The 16,802-nt window shown below is 34.2% G+C and carries 14 protein-coding genes; 7 read left to right on the forward strand and 7 right to left on the reverse strand.

Annotated features, from left to right (window positions below):
• Positions 1-353 precede the first annotated feature (353 nt).
• Positions 354-1,724: an ABC transporter substrate-binding protein gene (locus tag ACP6PK_RS31110; RefSeq protein ID WP_426565586.1), complete on the reverse strand. Its 1,371-nt coding sequence runs from the start codon at positions 1,722-1,724 to the stop codon at positions 354-356.
• A gap of 727 nt (positions 1,725-2,451) precedes the next feature.
• Here ACP6PK_RS31110 and ACP6PK_RS31115 point away from each other — a divergent pair.
• The 4 genes from ACP6PK_RS31115 to ACP6PK_RS31130 all read left to right on the forward strand — a co-directional run bounded on the left by ACP6PK_RS31115 (position 2,452) and on the right by ACP6PK_RS31130 (position 6,139).
• Complete coding sequence (locus ACP6PK_RS31115) at positions 2,452-2,685, forward strand: hypothetical protein (protein ID WP_426565588.1); 234 nt, start codon at positions 2,452-2,454, stop codon at positions 2,683-2,685.
• Positions 2,686-2,861: 176 nt separating this feature from the next.
• Complete coding sequence (locus ACP6PK_RS31120) at positions 2,862-3,188, forward strand: DUF433 domain-containing protein (RefSeq protein WP_426565590.1); 327 nt, start codon at positions 2,862-2,864, stop codon at positions 3,186-3,188.
• Between the two features lie 3 nt (positions 3,189-3,191).
• Complete coding sequence (locus tag ACP6PK_RS31125; RefSeq protein ID WP_426565592.1) at positions 3,192-3,533, forward strand: DUF5615 family PIN-like protein; 342 nt, start codon at positions 3,192-3,194, stop codon at positions 3,531-3,533.
• Positions 3,534-3,541: 8 nt separating this feature from the next.
• Positions 3,542-6,139 (forward strand): penicillin-binding protein 1C, encoded by a 2,598-nt coding sequence (locus ACP6PK_RS31130; RefSeq protein WP_426565594.1) that lies wholly within the window; start codon positions 3,542-3,544, stop codon positions 6,137-6,139.
• Positions 6,140-6,291: 152 nt separating this feature from the next.
• Here the strand turns inward: ACP6PK_RS31130 and ACP6PK_RS31135 are convergent, their stop codons facing one another.
• The 3 genes from ACP6PK_RS31135 to ACP6PK_RS31145 form a co-directional block, all read right to left on the reverse strand.
• Positions 6,292-7,704, reverse strand: coding sequence for a hypothetical protein (locus ACP6PK_RS31135; RefSeq protein WP_426565596.1), 1,413 nt, complete (start codon positions 7,702-7,704; stop codon positions 6,292-6,294).
• Positions 7,705-8,127: 423 nt separating this feature from the next.
• A complete protein-coding gene (gene thiO / locus ACP6PK_RS31140; protein ID WP_426565598.1) occupies positions 8,128-9,231 on the reverse strand; it encodes a glycine oxidase ThiO in 1,104 nt (367 codons plus the stop codon).
• Between the two features lie 222 nt (positions 9,232-9,453).
• Positions 9,454-9,792, reverse strand: a complete 339-nt coding sequence (locus ACP6PK_RS31145; RefSeq protein ID WP_426565600.1) for a 2Fe-2S iron-sulfur cluster-binding protein — start codon at positions 9,790-9,792, stop codon at positions 9,454-9,456.
• Positions 9,793-10,070: 278 nt separating this feature from the next.
• Here ACP6PK_RS31145 and cimA point away from each other — a divergent pair, with 278 nt between their 5' ends.
• Positions 10,071-11,669: a citramalate synthase gene (gene cimA / locus ACP6PK_RS31150; RefSeq protein ID WP_426565602.1), complete on the forward strand. Its 1,599-nt coding sequence runs from the start codon at positions 10,071-10,073 to the stop codon at positions 11,667-11,669.
• Positions 11,670-12,246: 577 nt separating this feature from the next.
• Here the strand turns inward: cimA and ACP6PK_RS31155 are convergent.
• Positions 12,247-12,390, reverse strand: coding sequence for a hypothetical protein (locus ACP6PK_RS31155; protein WP_168186709.1), 144 nt, complete (start codon positions 12,388-12,390; stop codon positions 12,247-12,249).
• A gap of 405 nt (positions 12,391-12,795) precedes the next feature.
• On the opposite strand from ACP6PK_RS31155, the gene ACP6PK_RS31160 reads away from it, so the two are divergent.
• A complete protein-coding gene (locus ACP6PK_RS31160; protein ID WP_426565604.1) occupies positions 12,796-13,482 on the forward strand; it encodes a Uma2 family endonuclease in 687 nt (228 codons plus the stop codon).
• Positions 13,483-13,825: 343 nt separating this feature from the next.
• Positions 13,826-14,572 (forward strand): class I SAM-dependent methyltransferase, encoded by a 747-nt coding sequence (locus ACP6PK_RS31165; RefSeq protein ID WP_094677509.1) that lies wholly within the window; start codon positions 13,826-13,828, stop codon positions 14,570-14,572.
• A 50-nt stretch (positions 14,573-14,622) separates the two neighbouring features.
• Here the strand turns inward: ACP6PK_RS31165 and ACP6PK_RS31170 are convergent, their stop codons facing one another.
• The gene (locus ACP6PK_RS31170; protein WP_426565657.1) at positions 14,623-15,036 is read right to left on the reverse strand and encodes a Uma2 family endonuclease; all 414 of its coding nucleotides are present in this window, start codon (positions 15,034-15,036) and stop codon (positions 14,623-14,625) included.
• Positions 15,037-15,299: 263 nt separating this feature from the next.
• A complete protein-coding gene (locus tag ACP6PK_RS31175) occupies positions 15,300-16,670 on the reverse strand; it encodes an AAA-like domain-containing protein (RefSeq protein ID WP_426565607.1) in 1,371 nt (456 codons plus the stop codon).
• Positions 16,671-16,802 lie beyond the last annotated feature (132 nt).

Here is a 16,802-nt window from a genome sequence, read left to right on the forward strand (position 1 = left end):
TTTTTCAATAAAAAAAATCAAGGTAGAGGAACTGCTGAAAATTATCATCGGAGTGTTAGAAGAAACCGGGTTTATGGGAGGTAGATGTTAGGTGGTGAGTCATTGAATATAAACCCGGTTTCTAGTTTCTATATTTATTATAAGAAACCGGGTTTATGGGAGGTAGATGTTAGGTGGTGAGTCATTGAATATAAACCCGGTTTCTCTGCTTTTTTAATAACCTTTTTAACTATTATTAGCGAGTAGCGTGTTAATTTTTTGTGTAGGGACGTTTTGCTAACGCAAAGCTCCGCTTTATATGTCGGCGACAACGGAAAACGCATTTTTGCCTGTGCAACGTCCCTACTACTCCCCTACTCCCCTACTCCCCTTCCTCCTAACAAAACACGAGTTTCTCTAGCTGCAGCTTTCATTGCTGACTCTGGTGTACGGGAACCTGTTAGAGCAGCACTCAAATAACGTTGTAAAATATCAGATGCTTGAGCATATTGAGGAATAGGAGGACGTAATACAGAATTATTTACTACTGGGAATAAATTTGGTAAATAAGGAAATTTTTCCAGCAGGATAGGGTTATTAAAAAGTGATTTTCTCGCCGGAACAAATCCTGTTTCTAAAATAAATTTTCTTTGCACTTCTGGTTTATTGAAGTATTGAATAACCTCCCAAGCTTCCTCTGGATGTTTTGTAGTTTTAGCTATTCCTAAACCCCATCCTCCTAAACAAGCTCCACTATTTTTTCCTGGAGCATGAACCATTGGTTTAATATCAAAATTTCCAGCTATTTTTGATGTTGATTCTGATGCTAATGGATAAACATAAGGCCAATTACGCAGAAAAACTGTATTACCACTTTGGAATAAACGACGGGTTTCTTCTTCTGCATAAGTAGTAACTCCAGGAGGAGAAATTCCCTGACTAATATTTTGGCGTAAAAAATCTACTGCTTTAATAGCTTCTGGTTTATCTAAACCTACTTCATTTGTTTCTAAATTTACCCAAAAACCACCATAACCTTCCAGAATTTCGATAAACATTGCTGATAAACCTTCGTATTGTTTACCTTGCCAAACATAACCCCATTCAACTAATCCTTGTTTTTGCAATTCTTGGGATATTTTGATTATTTCTGCAAAGGTATTAGGGGGTTCAAATCCACCTTTTTTTAATAAGTCGGTGCGATAATAAAGCATTCCTCCACCAGAATTTAATGGCATTCGATAGAGTTTGTCTTGATAAATTCCGCCTGCAACGTCTCCTTGTAAATATATTTTTTGTAATTGTTGGATATCGACTTTTTCTGAAAGGTCTTTTAACCAGTTAGCAGCAGCAAATTTTGGCACCCAAACTATATCCATATAAACTAAGTCATAAGGAGAATCTCCTAGTAAAAAAGAAGATGTATATAAATCTTCTACTAGGTTAGTATCATTAGGACCTTTGACAATTTCCAGGTTAATATTTGGGTGAGTTTTGTTAAATTCTGCTTGAAGTGGTTCCCAGAAACTAGCTTCTAGAGCTTGGATTAATACTTGGATAGTTACAGGTTTTTCCTGAGTTTGTGCAGGTAGGATTGATATACATAAAATACTCAGGAAAGTTGCTAAAATTAAGATGGTTATTTGGAATTGTTTTTTTAGTCTAATGCTCAAGAATTTTAACCAGGTATAAATTTTGGGTTTGAGTTTTTCTAGAATAGGATTTAAAAAATTAGTATATTTCATTATTTTGGTAGGCGCAAGAATTAAAAATGACCTCTATAGCACTCCTAAATAGGTCTTCAACAATTAATTATTAATTATTAATTATTACCTCTTCTGTAATAGAGGGATTGCCTAAAAGGAATTTTTTTTTCTTTTTTCTCCATGAATGGAGAGACTTTATACCTTGATTTTTCGGTAACAGATATAATATAGTAATCCTAAATGATTTGTGAGAAAAAACAGTAGGGGTTTGGTCTCCAAATCACTTAATGCTTGGGTTTGGAGACCAAACTCCTACAATAAAACATTACAACCTATTTAGGATTGCTATAGTAATAATAACATCTCCGGTAAAAAGACCAAAAATTAGAGGTGGGATTTGGAGAAGTTTTTGTTTTGGTTTCTTTTGGTTGAAAGTGAGTTTATTAAATTATTTTAAAGTCTGCCAAAAGTTATCCGAATAATCATGTTAGCCTAAAGAAAAACTCTTTTTTTATAAAATATGATAGATGAATTTTACAATTATTAGTGAAATTACTAATATTGAAATAATTGCAGTTAGTAATTCCATTCGCAATTTAGAAAGATTAAATAAAACATAAGGGAAAGGGCGTTGGCGTAAATTAAAAGGAGTAGCTAGGATTTGTCTTGACAACGGCAGAATTAGAGTTGCTGAATTACACTGGTATGAAGCTCACGGAATTGGTAAAAAAGAGATTAAACGTAAATTTTATTTGGATTAAAAACTATGAATAATCTGAAAGCTGAAGCTCAATTTGCAGTCTGTATTAATAATAAAGATTATCCTGCTTCTTTGGAATTACATAAAATTTATGTCGCTTTAACTGATGAAGAGGCAATCAAAGATGGCGATCTAAGAATAGTTGATGAAAGTGGAGAATATGATCTTTATCCTGCCGATTATTTTGTAATAATTGAACTACCAAAAGTTGTTCAAGATTCTGTTTTGGCTATGGCTTAATTAAGTTATTACTTGAAGGCGAATAATTCATAGATAAACAAAATCAAACTCTCAACTAGGAAATTTATTTTGAACGACTACTTATAATAGACTTGTACTTAATTGACAATCTGCTGAATGCTTACAATTATTCTCCCAAAACATCTAAAATCATCATAGATACTCAGGAATAAACTATGAAATTAAAAGATTTAGAATCCCAACTTTTGGCGCTAACTCCAGCAGAAAAATTTCAAGCTATCCAACTTTTAACTCAAAGTTTAGCTAATAGTTGGTCTGGTATTGAAAAGACCCCTGGTGTTTGTGGAGGTGATGCTTGTATTGCTGGTACTCGTATACCTGTTTGGGTATTAGTTAATGCTCGTCGTTTGGGTGTGAGTGAGTCGGAGTTGCTGCAAGACTATCCCAGTCTCCAAGCAGTGGATCTAGTTAATGCTTGGACTTATGCTGAGGTATATTCTCAGGATATTGAGTCAGCTATTCGAGAAAATGAGGAGATTTAATTTGTGGCACGTCTCTATGCTGACGAACAGTTTCCTAAACGGGTTGTGGAATTGCTGAGAACTTTTGGTCACGATGTTCTCACAGTACAAGAAGCAGGATTAGCTAATCAAAAGATTCCCGATCTAGAGGTACTAGCTTTTGCTACTCAAAATGAACGTGCAGTTTTAACTTTAAATCGAGTTGACTTTTTTCGACTGCATCGTACCGTATCAAATCATGGGGGTATTATTGCTTGCAAAGATGATTTTGATAGAGAAAGAATGGCTAACAGAATTAATGATGCAATTTCTGCTCAAGAAACATTAACAGATCAATTGATTCGAGTTAAACGTCCACAGCAATAAAACTTATTATGATAAAAATTACTAAACACATATCAAAAAATATTAGACAAAAATGGCAGCACACCAAACCAAGGTCAAAATTTATTCTCGGTTTTGTAGTGTTATGCTTAACTGGGCGATCGCTTCCCTACTTTTTTCCTATTCGCTCTCAAGACATAATTCAACATCAACAAACGTTCAAATTTACTGACCGTAACGCTCTCCCCTTGGGAACTATCCTCACCCGCGACCAAGAAAATACTGTAGTCGTACCTCTAGATAAAATTTCACCTCTCTTTATCAACGCCATCATCGCAGCAGAAGACAAAAGATATTATCAACATGGTGCTCTAGATATGAAAGCAATAGGGCGATCGCTCCTAGAAGCTCTCCAAGCAAGACAAATAGTCAGTGGTGCTTCGACTATTACGATGCAACTTGCTCGAATGTTGGAACCGACACCGCGAACTTTCGGCAACAAAGTTAGGGAAATATGGTTATCTTGGCGACTGACAGCAGGTATGAACAAAAATCAAATCCTGGCAGCATATATTAACCGCTTACCAATGGGAGGAAACATTTATGGTGTGGAAGCAGCATCCCGCACTTATTTTGGCATTTCCGCTACCGACCTCAACCTCGCTCAAGCAACCATTCTTGCTGCGTTACCCAATGACCCCACTGACCTCAACCCGTATTACCACTGGAATATTCTCAAAAAACGTCAAAAGTATGTTCTCAAACGCATGGTTGAAGATAACTATATTACCCAAACCCAAGCTGAAAAAACCTTTGCTGAAGAAATAACTTTACAACCAGAAAATCAAGGTATTATTGCAGCGCCACATTTCCTTTTTTGGTTATCTGAAAATTTATCTACTAATAATATTAATCAAAACTTATTTACCACAGGTACTCCTACAGTTATTCGCACTACTATCGACAGACCTTTACAACAATTTGTTACTGCTCAAGTAGGGCAGATAGTTAAAAATTTGCAGCCTTATAATGTCAATCATGCTGCTGCTATTGTTATTGATAATCACAGTGGAGAAGTATTAGCTTATGTAGGGTCTCCTAATTATTTTGATTATCAAAAAATGGGTAGTAATGATGGGGTACAAGCATTGCGTCAACCAGGTTCAACTTTAAAGCCTTTTTTATATCAATTAGCATTAGAAAATAAAGTAATTAATCCCAATACAGTTTTGGCAGATGTACCTACATATTATGCAATTCCAGGCGCTCAACTTTATAGTCCTACTAACTATAATCAAGATAGATTTTTAGGACCTGTTATTGTCAGAATTGCTTTGGCAAATTCTCTGAATATTCCAGCAGTACGAGTATTAGAAAAAGTGGGAGTAGAGAATTTTTTAAACCGTCTACATCAATTAGGTTTTAGACATTTAAAAGCATCCCCAGAATATTATGGTTTAGGTTTAAGTTTAGGAAGTGGAGAAGTTAGTTTATGGGAGTTGGCAAAAGCTTATTTAATAATGGCAATACAAGGAGAAGTTATTCCTATAGTTACGGCAATTCCTCCTCAAACATCTCCAATTTTTCAAGATAAAATGAAGGAAGATACTCTAGAAACAAAAAATTCAGATATTTCTCTAATACCTAATGCTAAATCTGAATCTGAAATAGCTATACTTGGAGAATTTATTCCGATTGTGAGAAAAATTTATGCTCAAACATCTCCAATTTTTCAAGATAAAATGAAGGAAGATACTCTAGAAACAAAAAATTCAGATATTTCTCTAATACCTAATGCTAAATCTGAATGGATGTTAATCACAGATATGTTGAGCGATACTCATGCTAGAGCTACAGAATTTGGAGTTAATTCTGCTTTAAATTTGCCATTTCCAGCAGCAGTAAAAACTGGTACTTCTTCAGATTTTCGTGATACTTGGACGGTTGGTTTTTCTAAAGATTATACTGTAGCAGTTTGGGTAGGTAATTTTAGTGGCAAACCGATGATGCAAATATCAGGAGTTATGGGTGCTGCACCTTTATGGAATCGAATTATGTTGCATTTACATGAAAAGAATGAACCGACTTTTTTCCCTACACCAAAAAATATGGTTCAACGCCCAGTTTGTACAATTTCTGGATTACGTCCTAAATCGGATTGTTCGTCGGTAATGACAGAGTATTTTTATCCAGAAAAGTTGCCAGAATACGAGCATTTATCTAATAATTATCAAGTGGGAAATTTGCCTACTGAATATAACGAATGGTTGGCAAGACAAAGTGAGTCTAGTTTGGTTGATGGTGAGTTGAAAATTTTATTTCCCCAAGAAGATGATTACTTTTTAATTGATAGTAGTGCAGGAGAACAAAAGTTAGAATTTAAGTTGGCAAATTCAGCCCAAAAATCTGTGGAATGGTGGTTGAATGGAGAGAAGTTAGTCGTTAATTCTGATAATTCTTTTTTTTGGCAATTAATTCCTGGTAAGTGGAATTTGGAAGTACGTTCGGGAAAGATGGTAGACCGAGTAAATTTTCAAGTAAAATTGTCAGATAAATCCCCTTATAATGGGTTTTCTATACTTCAAGAAGGAAAAAGGAAGAAGGAAGAAGAAAGAAGAAAGAAGGAAGAAGGAAGGAATGTTAAATAACTGTCTTTTAAAGTTTGAATTTTACTGGGATTAAAGGAAGAAGGAAGAATTATCCTTTGATTTTTCTGCCATAGTCAGCCTAAAATCCTAACTTTTGAGGTTTTCAGTCTAAAAATATTGCACTTTTTAATCCCTTAAAAAGGCTCAAGCTTTTATCTGTTTTCTAAGAGGTTTGAAATTATTGAAATATGACCGTTTAAAGATAAAATAATAAATATTGTCAGAATAAGTTTGCCTAAATCGTTGAAAGAAAAATTTTTCCTTAACCAACACTCAATTTGATAAAAATACGCCACTATAGTCAACCAACTTGTTAGTGCAAAGTAACCAATTAATTCATCATACTCAGTTAGTTTCGTTTCTACCATTCGAGTGCAATATCCAAAATATCCGAATGTTTGATACTCACAAATAGATAAAAATGGTAAAAGAATAATCATCAAGATTATAGAAGCTAAAACTATTACAATATGACCATAAAAACCTTGCCATATACTTACTGGACGGGGAAGCAACATCGAATTTGAAAAAGGCTTTTTACCAAAGAAAATATTTTTATTGGAAAAAATATGATCAATGTAGGAGAAGACAAGTATAGATAAGATTAGTCCTAATCCTGTAGCTTTTAGAAAGAGCGTTTCACTTCCTGCAATTTCTGATAAAATCAACCCTATAATCCCACTCCAAAAACCAAAAATTCTAATTATAATTACTGTCCATATCAACAGAAATAAACTTTTTAGCCATGAGCTAGGATAAGGAAACCATGTAGGCCATTTATTTGCTTTATTTTCTTTATGTCTATTTTCCTGTTTGTCTTCTCGTTTCTGTTTCCAAGGTTTTTCTCCAGTTAATAAATAAGTTTTTCTCCGCGCTCGTTTAATTGCTGTACAATTGTCAATAATGCTAACGAACGACACTATTAAGAAAGGCAAATAAAATGCTTTAATAAATATCTCTTCACCATCAGTATTTTCTAGTAAAAAGTTGATTAAAATTGCAGATAGGATACCTTGTAAGAAAATTCCAAATACGAAAAACCAAATATAGAAAGCAACTTTACGCTTGGTATAAATATATGTCGCTATAGGAATAGTTAAACCTAACAAAAAAGTTAACCAGATACTGCATAGAGATAATTTAATCAGTTTATCTAATTTCTTTTGCTCAGTTTTGGTATTTGTATTTTGTTGTTGATTATCTGATTCTTTAGATTTTACAGGTTTAATTATTTGTTGTTGTATTTTAGCTTGATTGTACAAACTAATAAATTCAGTCCACTGAGGAGAATCTGTACTTATATCTTGACCAGAAACTTTGACATAATGAATAGATTCTATTCCTAATTTTACAAGAGCTTTATTCACAAAAGAAACATATTTTTTTTTGTCTGGTACTTCTAGAGATTTTAGAGTTAAACACAATAGACTATCTATAATAGTAACTTGAGTAGTAATTCCTTTCTCTTTAAAAAAATAATTAAGTACAGATGCGATAGCTGTGGTATTTCCCTGTTTAGCAAGGGTTAATATCTCTGACTTCTTCCCTGATTTTATGGTAGTCATTTGTATATATATCCTCTAACAAATGATTGAATTTTTATCCCAACTTTACTCTATCAAGAATCTACACAACTCCGCATCAGTGAATTTACTAATTTTTTCTATTCTTTTCCTACTATTCTTTTCTTGGTTTAAGTATTTTTATCAAAGAAATTAAATCTACTAAATCAAAAGTCATTCCATATCAAATATGCTTGCTTTAAAGTTTTATAAGAAACCGGGTTTATGGGAAACGGATATTAGTAAGTAGGGCATATCATACGAACCCGGTTTCTATACTTGATTTATACTAATATAGCGCTAGGGAATAGGGAATAGGGAATAGGGAATAGGGAATAGTAGACTAATAAAGGGTTTTAGGATTTAGAAATGTCCTAACCTTAATGCGTAGCACTATATTATCGGAGTTAATATCCCATAAATTCCTCAAACTCTACTCCCTACTTCTAGAAACCGAGAATAATTAAAAGCTGTCAATAACGGATCGGAATGATTATTCCAAATTAAATCAGCTATCAACATTCCTGTTACAGGTGCTAATAAAATTCCATTCCGATAATGCCCTGTTGCCAAAGTCAAATTATCATAATTACTAGCTCCTAATATTGGCATTTCATCAGGAGTATTAGGACGAAAACCCCACCAAAATTCTAAGATTTCGTAATCTCTTAAACCTGGATATAATCTAATTGCATTTCCTAATAATTGTTGAACTCCTGCAGCAGTATTTCCATCAACAAATCCTATATTTTCCGAAGTCGCACCAATAATTATTCTGCCATCTTTGCGAGGCACAATATAAGTTTGATTTCCAAATAAAACTTGCTGTAAAGGTAAATTATTTGTACTTACATCTGAGGGAATTTTTAATGATAACATTTGCCCTTTTGTGGGAAATACAGGAACTGGTAATAACTCCTGAGACCATGCACCTGTAGCTAACACATAATGTTCTGCTTCTAATTCACCTATTGATGTTTTGAGGCTCTGAATTTTATCTTTTTTGCGAATTATTTCTGTAACAACTCCTGACTTAATCTCAATCTTTAATTCTTTGGCTGCTGCAATAATTGACTGATACAAATAACGAGTATCTACTTGCCCATCTTGAGGGTAAAACCAACCCCCAATTACTTCAGGACTTAATACTGGTTGATATTGATGAATTGCTACTTGATTTAGCCATTGATAATTTAGGTTTGGTAAAGCATAATTTTTTCTCTCTTTTGCTGCATAAACTGGAGCTAAAATTCCACAAGGCCAATAACCAGTTTCTAAACCACTAATTGATTCTATTTTTTTCACCCACTCTGGATATAATGCCCGACTTTTTAAACATAAATCTAACATTTTTCCAGGAGGAATAGCTTCGGCTTGGGGAGCTAACATTCCCGCAGCAGCATTTGTGGCAATTCGCTGAACATCACGGTTAATAACTGTGACTTTGGCTCCGAGGAGTTGAAGTTCTATTGCTATTGATAGACCGATAATACCGCCACCAATAATTAGGATATCGTTGGATTTATTCATATTAAATAAAGGAAGAATTCATTAATGGATAATGGATAATTGATAATGGATAATTACCTTTGGTTAAAACCGTAAGGGAATTGAATAGACATCTCGGATAATCAAAAATAAAATCAATCCCATGCAGATAAATCATCAATTATTTCCCCCTACTCCCTACTACCTAGTCCATCTTCAGATTCGAGGTACTGATAACTGATAACTGATAACTGATAACTGAAATTAACCTTCCGGAGTCCAGACAAACTCAGAACCTTGACCCCAAAAACCATTATATTTAGTTACTTTTATATCTCCTAAAACTTTCACTTGACAGGATAAACGTTTCTGAGAATTAGGAGAATGGGGAGGTAAAGAAAGTCTGGCTTTTTCTCTCAATTGAGGTTGAGAAACTTCTCCCTCTATTTCCACTGCACAAGTGCCACAAGTACCAATACTACGACAGTTAATAATTGACGCATTGCCATTATAAACATCAACATTATTTTTCAGTAAAACTTGACGTAGATTTTCTCCTTTAGCGCAAGTTATAATTTTACCCTGAGCCTGAATCTTAACCATAACAAATTATTTCATTATCTTGACTAATATTAATTATAGAGCAACAGCTAAAAATTCACATAAAATGTTTCAATAGTAGGGGCAGTTTTGGCGTTAAATTAATTATATTCAACCATATTCAGATAAATCCACTATTCAATGATATAATTCATGCAAAAATTTACCTATGAATGATAAAGTTTAAATTAAGTTGAAAAATCTTTTAATTGTAAGTATTTTCCTTCAAACTAAGTTGTATGATTGACTAACCTAGTACCTAAAACCTACCATCAACCACCATGAACAAAATCTGGATTTACGACACAACTCTGCGCGACGGTGCCCAACGAGAAGGACTATCCCTATCCCTGGAAGATAAACTACGCATCGCCCACCAACTCGACAGTTTAGGGATTCCATTTATCGAAGGTGGGTGGCCTGGTGCAAATCCTAAAGACGTACAATTTTTCTGGCAACTCAAAGAACAACCCCTGACTCAAGCAGAAATTGTAGCATTTTGTTCCACCCGTCGTCCGGGAAAACAGGCAGCATCTGACCCCACTCTGCAACCTATTTTGTCTGCGGGTACGCGCTGGGTGACAATTTTTGGCAAATCTTGGGATCTGCACGTTACCGAAGGCTTGAAAACTACTCTTGAAGAAAATTTAGCGATGATTTCAGATACAATTTCCTATCTGTGCAGTCAAGGTCGCCACGTTATCTATGATGCCGAACATTGGTTTGATGGTTACAAAAATAATCCTGATTATGCTTTGCAAACGTTAGCTGCTGCTCATAATGCTGGCGCACAATGGTTGGTTTTGTGCGATACTAACGGCGGTACTCTTCCTCACGAAGTTAGTCAGATAGTGGCAGATGTTTCTCAAGCTTTACCTACTGCAAAATTAGGTATTCACACTCATAATGATTCTGGTACTGCCGTTGCTAATGCTTTGTCTGCGGTGATGGAAGGAGCGCTGATGGTGCAGGGAACTATTAATGGTTATGGCGAACGTTGCGGTAATGCTAACCTTTGTACTTTAATTCCTAATATGCAAATTAAATTGGGTTATGATTGCATTCAGTCACAACAACTGGAAAAATTGACTCAGACCAGTCGAGGTATTAGTGAAATAGTTAATCTTGCTCCTGACGACCATGCACCATTTGTGGGTTTATCTGCTTTTGCGCACAAGGGTGGTATTCATGTGTCGGCGGTGGAACGTAATCCTCTAACTTACGAACATATTCAACCACAACAAATAGGTAATAGTCGTCGCATTGTAATTTCTGATCAAGCAGGTTTGAGTAATGTGTTGGCAAAGGCGAAAAGTTTCGGTATTGAACTAGATCGCCAAAATCCTGCTTGTCGGCAAATTTTGGAGAAGTTAAAAGAGTTAGAAAATGAGGGTTATCAGTTTGAAGGTGCGGAGGCGAGTTTTGAATTATTGATGCGAACTGCTTTAGAGCAACGGCAGCATTTCTTTGAAATTAAAGGTTTCCAGGTGCATTTGGATAAGGGAAGTAGTAAAGTTTCTAATTCTTTGGCAACGGTGAGAGTTGCTGTAGATGGTAGGGATATTCTGGAAGTTGCAGAAGGGAATGGTCCGGTTTCTGCTTTGGATGCTGCTTTGCGGAAAGCGTTAGGAAATTTTTATCCGGCGATCGCTAATTTTTACTTAACAGATTATAAAGTGAGAATTTTGGATGGTGGAGCGGGTACTTCTGCTAAAACTAGGGTATTAATTGAGTCAAGTAATAGTCAGCAACGGTGGACGACTGTGGGAGTTTCAGCTAATATTTTGGATGCTTCTTATCAAGCAGTTGTTGAAGGTTTGGAGTATGGTTTGATGTTGGAAAGTCAGTGTCAAGAAACTGTGGTGAGTGTGGTTTCGTAAACTGTATGGTTTATTAGTAGTGGACTGAAACAACTAAAATGCTGCAATAAGCGTAGGTTGGGTTGACATAGGAAACCCAACAATAATAGGGTTTTGTTGGGTTTCACTGATTCGTTCTACCCAAGATACATTTTTATGGGTATTATGGCAGTAGTGGACTATTTTAGCCAAAAGAGTGCAAATGATTGTGATTATCTACTCAAAATTTACCCCTAAAATTCAGGATAATTTTAATTTTCTTGCTGGATATTTCAGTTCATTTATTTAGATAACTTGGCAAGAGTTCATGTTTTATTCTCGTCTTTGTAAGACGTTACACTTACTCGCCTCCATCGTTAGAGTCTTCATCATCACCATCAATGCCCAACTTTTCTCGTAATTCGTTTCCTAGTAAACCACCTGCTACTCCTGTAGCACCTTTTTTTAAGTTTTTAACCCCACTCTCTACCAGCTCATCACTGTCAGTAATTATTCCAAAAAAGGCGTTGGTAAATAAAGGTATGAAAATAAAAATTGAACAATCTCAAATATTTGTTATTCAATAGTTTAGCAATTACCAAAAAATACAAATCATACTCTAATTTACCAACACCCCAAAAACTAATTCTCCAGAGCCGTAAATCATGCGACCTGAATTTTTAACGACTCGCATTCCTCCTAAATTACCAACAAAGTCTGCTAAACCTTCAACAACCTTTACACCAGACTTTAATAATGACATAATAGATATTACCCTCACTAATTATTATTTTCTTCTAGTTGTTTTATTCAACAGAAAATAAGGTAATTACGAATAATACAACTGTCTATTTATGACTAACATTTGTCCCCAATTTGTTAGGGGAAAACTTTTCTTTAGTTGAAACAGTCCAGTAGGGTGCGTTAAACGGCTTAAATTTAGACGGTGAAAAGGATTTAACAATCCGTCGTAACGCACCATTTTTACTAGGGTGCTTTAGGTGCGTTAGTTGAATGTAATGCACCGCTATACCCTAAAACTGACCCTAATCAATGGTGCGTTACAGCGCAAGCTGATATTTTACAGACAAAACCTAGTTTTTCGTAAGCGCCTAACGCACCCTACTGAACTTACGAAAAACTTGAACTCCTACTTTCAAAAATTTTTATGTCTCAAAGCACCCTAACATCAACAAAAATTCCACCCCTGGAAAACGGCGATAAACTTAATTGTATAGAATTTGAACGGCGTTATGAACAGATGTCTCATGTCAAAAAAGCCGAACTAATTGCAGGAATTGTTTATGTAGCGTCACCTTTAAGAATTAATCAGTATGGAGAACCTCATGCTTCAATTATCACATGGCTTGGTTTCTATAAAGCGTTTACTCCTAATCTGCAACTAGGAGATAATTGTACAGTACGTCTTGATGCAGAAAATGAACCTCAACCCGATGTTTTACTGAGAATTACTGTTAATGGGCAATCAACAATTAGTGAAGATGGCTATGTAGAAGGTGCGCCAGAATTAATTGTAGAAATTGCAGCTAGCACCGCTTCTATTGATTTACATCAAAAATTAAAAATCTATCAAAACAATCAAGTTCAAGAATATTTAGTTTGGCGGGTTTATGACAGAGAAATTGATTGGTTTAGGCTAAGAGCAGGAAAATATATTAAACTTAAACCGAATGAAAAAGGTATTATTTGTAGTGAATATTTTCCTGGCTTATGGTTAGATAAAGAAGCTTTACTGGCAGGAGATTTAGGTCAAGTATTAGCAATTTTACAACAGGGATTAAATTCTCCAGAATATCAAAACTTTGTCAAAAAATTGAACCAAAATTATGATTAAATCCCAAGAATTAAACATAAGCATTTAGCCATCAGCTAACAGCTCTCAGCTATAAGTTATTAGATTATTATCACACGGTTAGGAGGAATTAGTCTACAAGGAGAATTAAAATATAATTTTTCGCAGCATTCCGCACGAAAAGCTGAATGCTGAATGCTAATAGCTGAATGCTTACAATTAAACTTCTATCTTATTAGACAACGCATTCCCGGTTTATGAAGTATAGTAGTAATAGCTTTCTAATCAATGAATATAGAGATTCATTTTTCTAATCATCCGTACATCCGTGGCAAAATCTGTGTTGTGCCATCCGCCTTAAAATCTATATAGTGCCTTCCTTACTATGATGAATAATCCTTCCGAAAACCATTACAAAAATATCGCCAATATTTACGATAATCTCTGGTCATATTCTCCTGAATATATTAAATTCACAACTAAAAAAATTATCGAACATTTACACCTAATTCCTACAGATATTTTGGTAGATATTGGCTGTGGAACAGGAATTTATAGTAAAGAAATTATGAATCAAATTCAGTTACAGCCACCAATTATTTGCGTCGATCCTTCTGGGGAAATGCTAGAAAAAATTCCGACAAATAGTCAATTTAATCCTATAGAAATGGATGGAGTAGAATTCTCTCAAAAACCAGGAAGTTATAACAAAATTTTCTTAAAAGAAGCTATCCATTATATAGAGGAAAAATTTCTACTATTCCAGAATTTATGGCAAAGATTAACTCCAGGGGGAATTTTTCTATTATTGCTCTTACCACCCACCATTGAATATCCTTTATTTACCAAAGCATTAGAGTTGTACGAAAAAAAACAACCTCACTATCAAGAACTAATAAATTTACTTCAGCAAGTAGGTTTTCTTGTCGATGTTGATATTATAGAGTACCCTTTAGAATTGCCAAAAAGTCAGTATTTTGAAATGGTAGAAAATCGTTATATGTTTTTGCTTTCTGAATTTAATGATACTGAGTTAGCAGGAGGTTTAAAAGAAATGGAAGAGAAATATGAGGATAAATCAGTATTGAAATTTAGCGATCGCATGGTTTTTATCAAAGCAAATAAACCATAAAGTATATAAATCATCTTTAGGGACGTTAATACAAAGTCCCTACCTATTTCCTAAGATAACATTAATAATTTTTCTACTAATATTTCAATACCAGGAAAAACAACTGTAAAAATAGTTCCTTGACTGTAAGTTTTTTGAACTTGATAATTATCTGTTGAAGGTTCTTGAAAGACGATAAGTTGTTGAGCTTCTAAATTAACAATCCAATATTCTAAAATACCAGCACGAGCATAAACAAATTGTTTTTTTTCTAAATCTTTTTCTATATTTGTATCAGAAACTTCTATTAACAAATAAATTTCTTCAGGATAAGGATGACGAGAATCATATAAAGATGCTGGAATTTTAACAACAGCAATATCTGGTTCAGGTTCTGAATTAGGAAGAGTAGCTGGATGTGCTTCGTAGACTTTTGCTAGATCTTGGAACTTTTCTCGGAAATATTCGGCAACAGAATCAGTTATTTTCCTATCTAAAGGTTTTTATGGGGAAATTTCAATAATTTCTCCTTCTAATAACTCTACATGGCGATCGCTCAGAATACCTGCATCAATCATCTGATGATAGTCTTGTATTGACCATTTAGCTAAAGTAATCATGGTATATTTATGAGTAATTTAATATTCCTATTTAATATTTTAAACAAATTTCAGTAGCTTTATTCTGAACGAATTAGGTTATATCAGAAAACCTGTTTTCCTTAACCCCAGTTACCTAAACTTAACAACTATATACTGATAAGCAGATCATAAAAATATCGCCGATACAAATCACAACTAGGCATAACTAAATTACCTTCCAATTGTACTACTAAACCCATACTTTTTAACTTAAATGCTAATGCTTGTTGTAATTCTACGGGAGTAACTGCCTTTAATACCTGTTGAAAAGCTGTTTTTAACTCTGGATATTGTTGAAGATTTTGTAAATGTCGATGTAAATGGTCACTATAAATACCTGTGTCTGTCGCGGCTGTTTCGATTAAGCTTTCTAAACTAGCATTATGACATTTTATATGATAAAAAGTCGTGTTAATTAGATAGGGATGACCACCAACTAATCGCATTAATTTATTTTTTTCTGCTGGCAATAATTCAATTTGATAACGTTGTGCTAATTCTTGGGTTTGCTCTAGAGTAAAGGGTGATAAATCTATAGCTATCCCCATATTAAATGGTGATTTATTAATATTCATTCTAATATAAGCTTCTGTAGATTTTACTAACACTATCCGCAATTTTTGCCAGAGTTTAACTTCCTTAGCTTCTCCATACCAAGCATTTAACATTGACAGAAAATCATTAGCTATTTCTGGAAACTGAAAAATATAATCTACTTCATCTATTGCTAAAACTATAGGACTATCTATAATAGATAGAAGATAGTCTTGAAAATAAAAAGTGCAGCTTTCTATACTACCAATATCTTCATCCCAATATTCATTTAACTTTGATTCTAGTTGTAGTTTTCTAGTTGTATTAGCACAGAACCATCTTAAGAATTTCTTGATATCTTTGCTCACTGTACTATCTACTCTTTGTAAACTTAATCGCACTGTCTTATATTGTTGTTTTGTTGCATAGGCTATGATTCTGATTAATAGAGAAGTTTTTCCCATTTGTCTAGGTCCTTTGATGCGGAGAAATCCTCCTGGTTTATTAATTTCTAAATAACAGATTAATTCCTCAGCACGTTCTATATAATAAGGAGAACCCATAGGAACTCTACCATCAAGTAATTTACAATCATTAATGTCTAATTGTTTTGAATCTTTGGTTGTATTTAGATTAATTAAAGCTGTCTTTGTAGGTTCATTTATACTTCCTTGATAGGTAACTATTTGTCTTTCTAGCACGGAACGACAGTTATTTTTGCTAATTTTTTCTTTAAGCATAATACTAAGTAGTTTCCATAATTTAGGAGCTACATTTTGACTAATATAATCTCTTGAGTAATCCAATTTCGAGGCTATTTGACTATAGGTTTTGCCACATAGGGATTCTCTGAGAACTTCCCTTTCAATGTCTGACAGAGATTTGCCTGTCTTAACTCTTACCAATTCTTCAGTAAATAATGATATTGATTCGATGTCTGTCATTTCAGTTATCAGTTATCAGTTATCAGTTAACAGTACCTCTTAGAATAGGGAGCTTTAAAGCACTGAATTTTCTTTTTCTTATTCCCTTTAGAGGGGAAAGTTGAGACCTTATTTTCTGGTCATCCTAACTAT

This window comes from Dapis hubbardiae BLCC-M172, assembly GCF_050016015.1.
GTDB lineage: Bacteria > Cyanobacteriota > Cyanobacteriia > Cyanobacteriales > Microcoleaceae > Trichodesmium.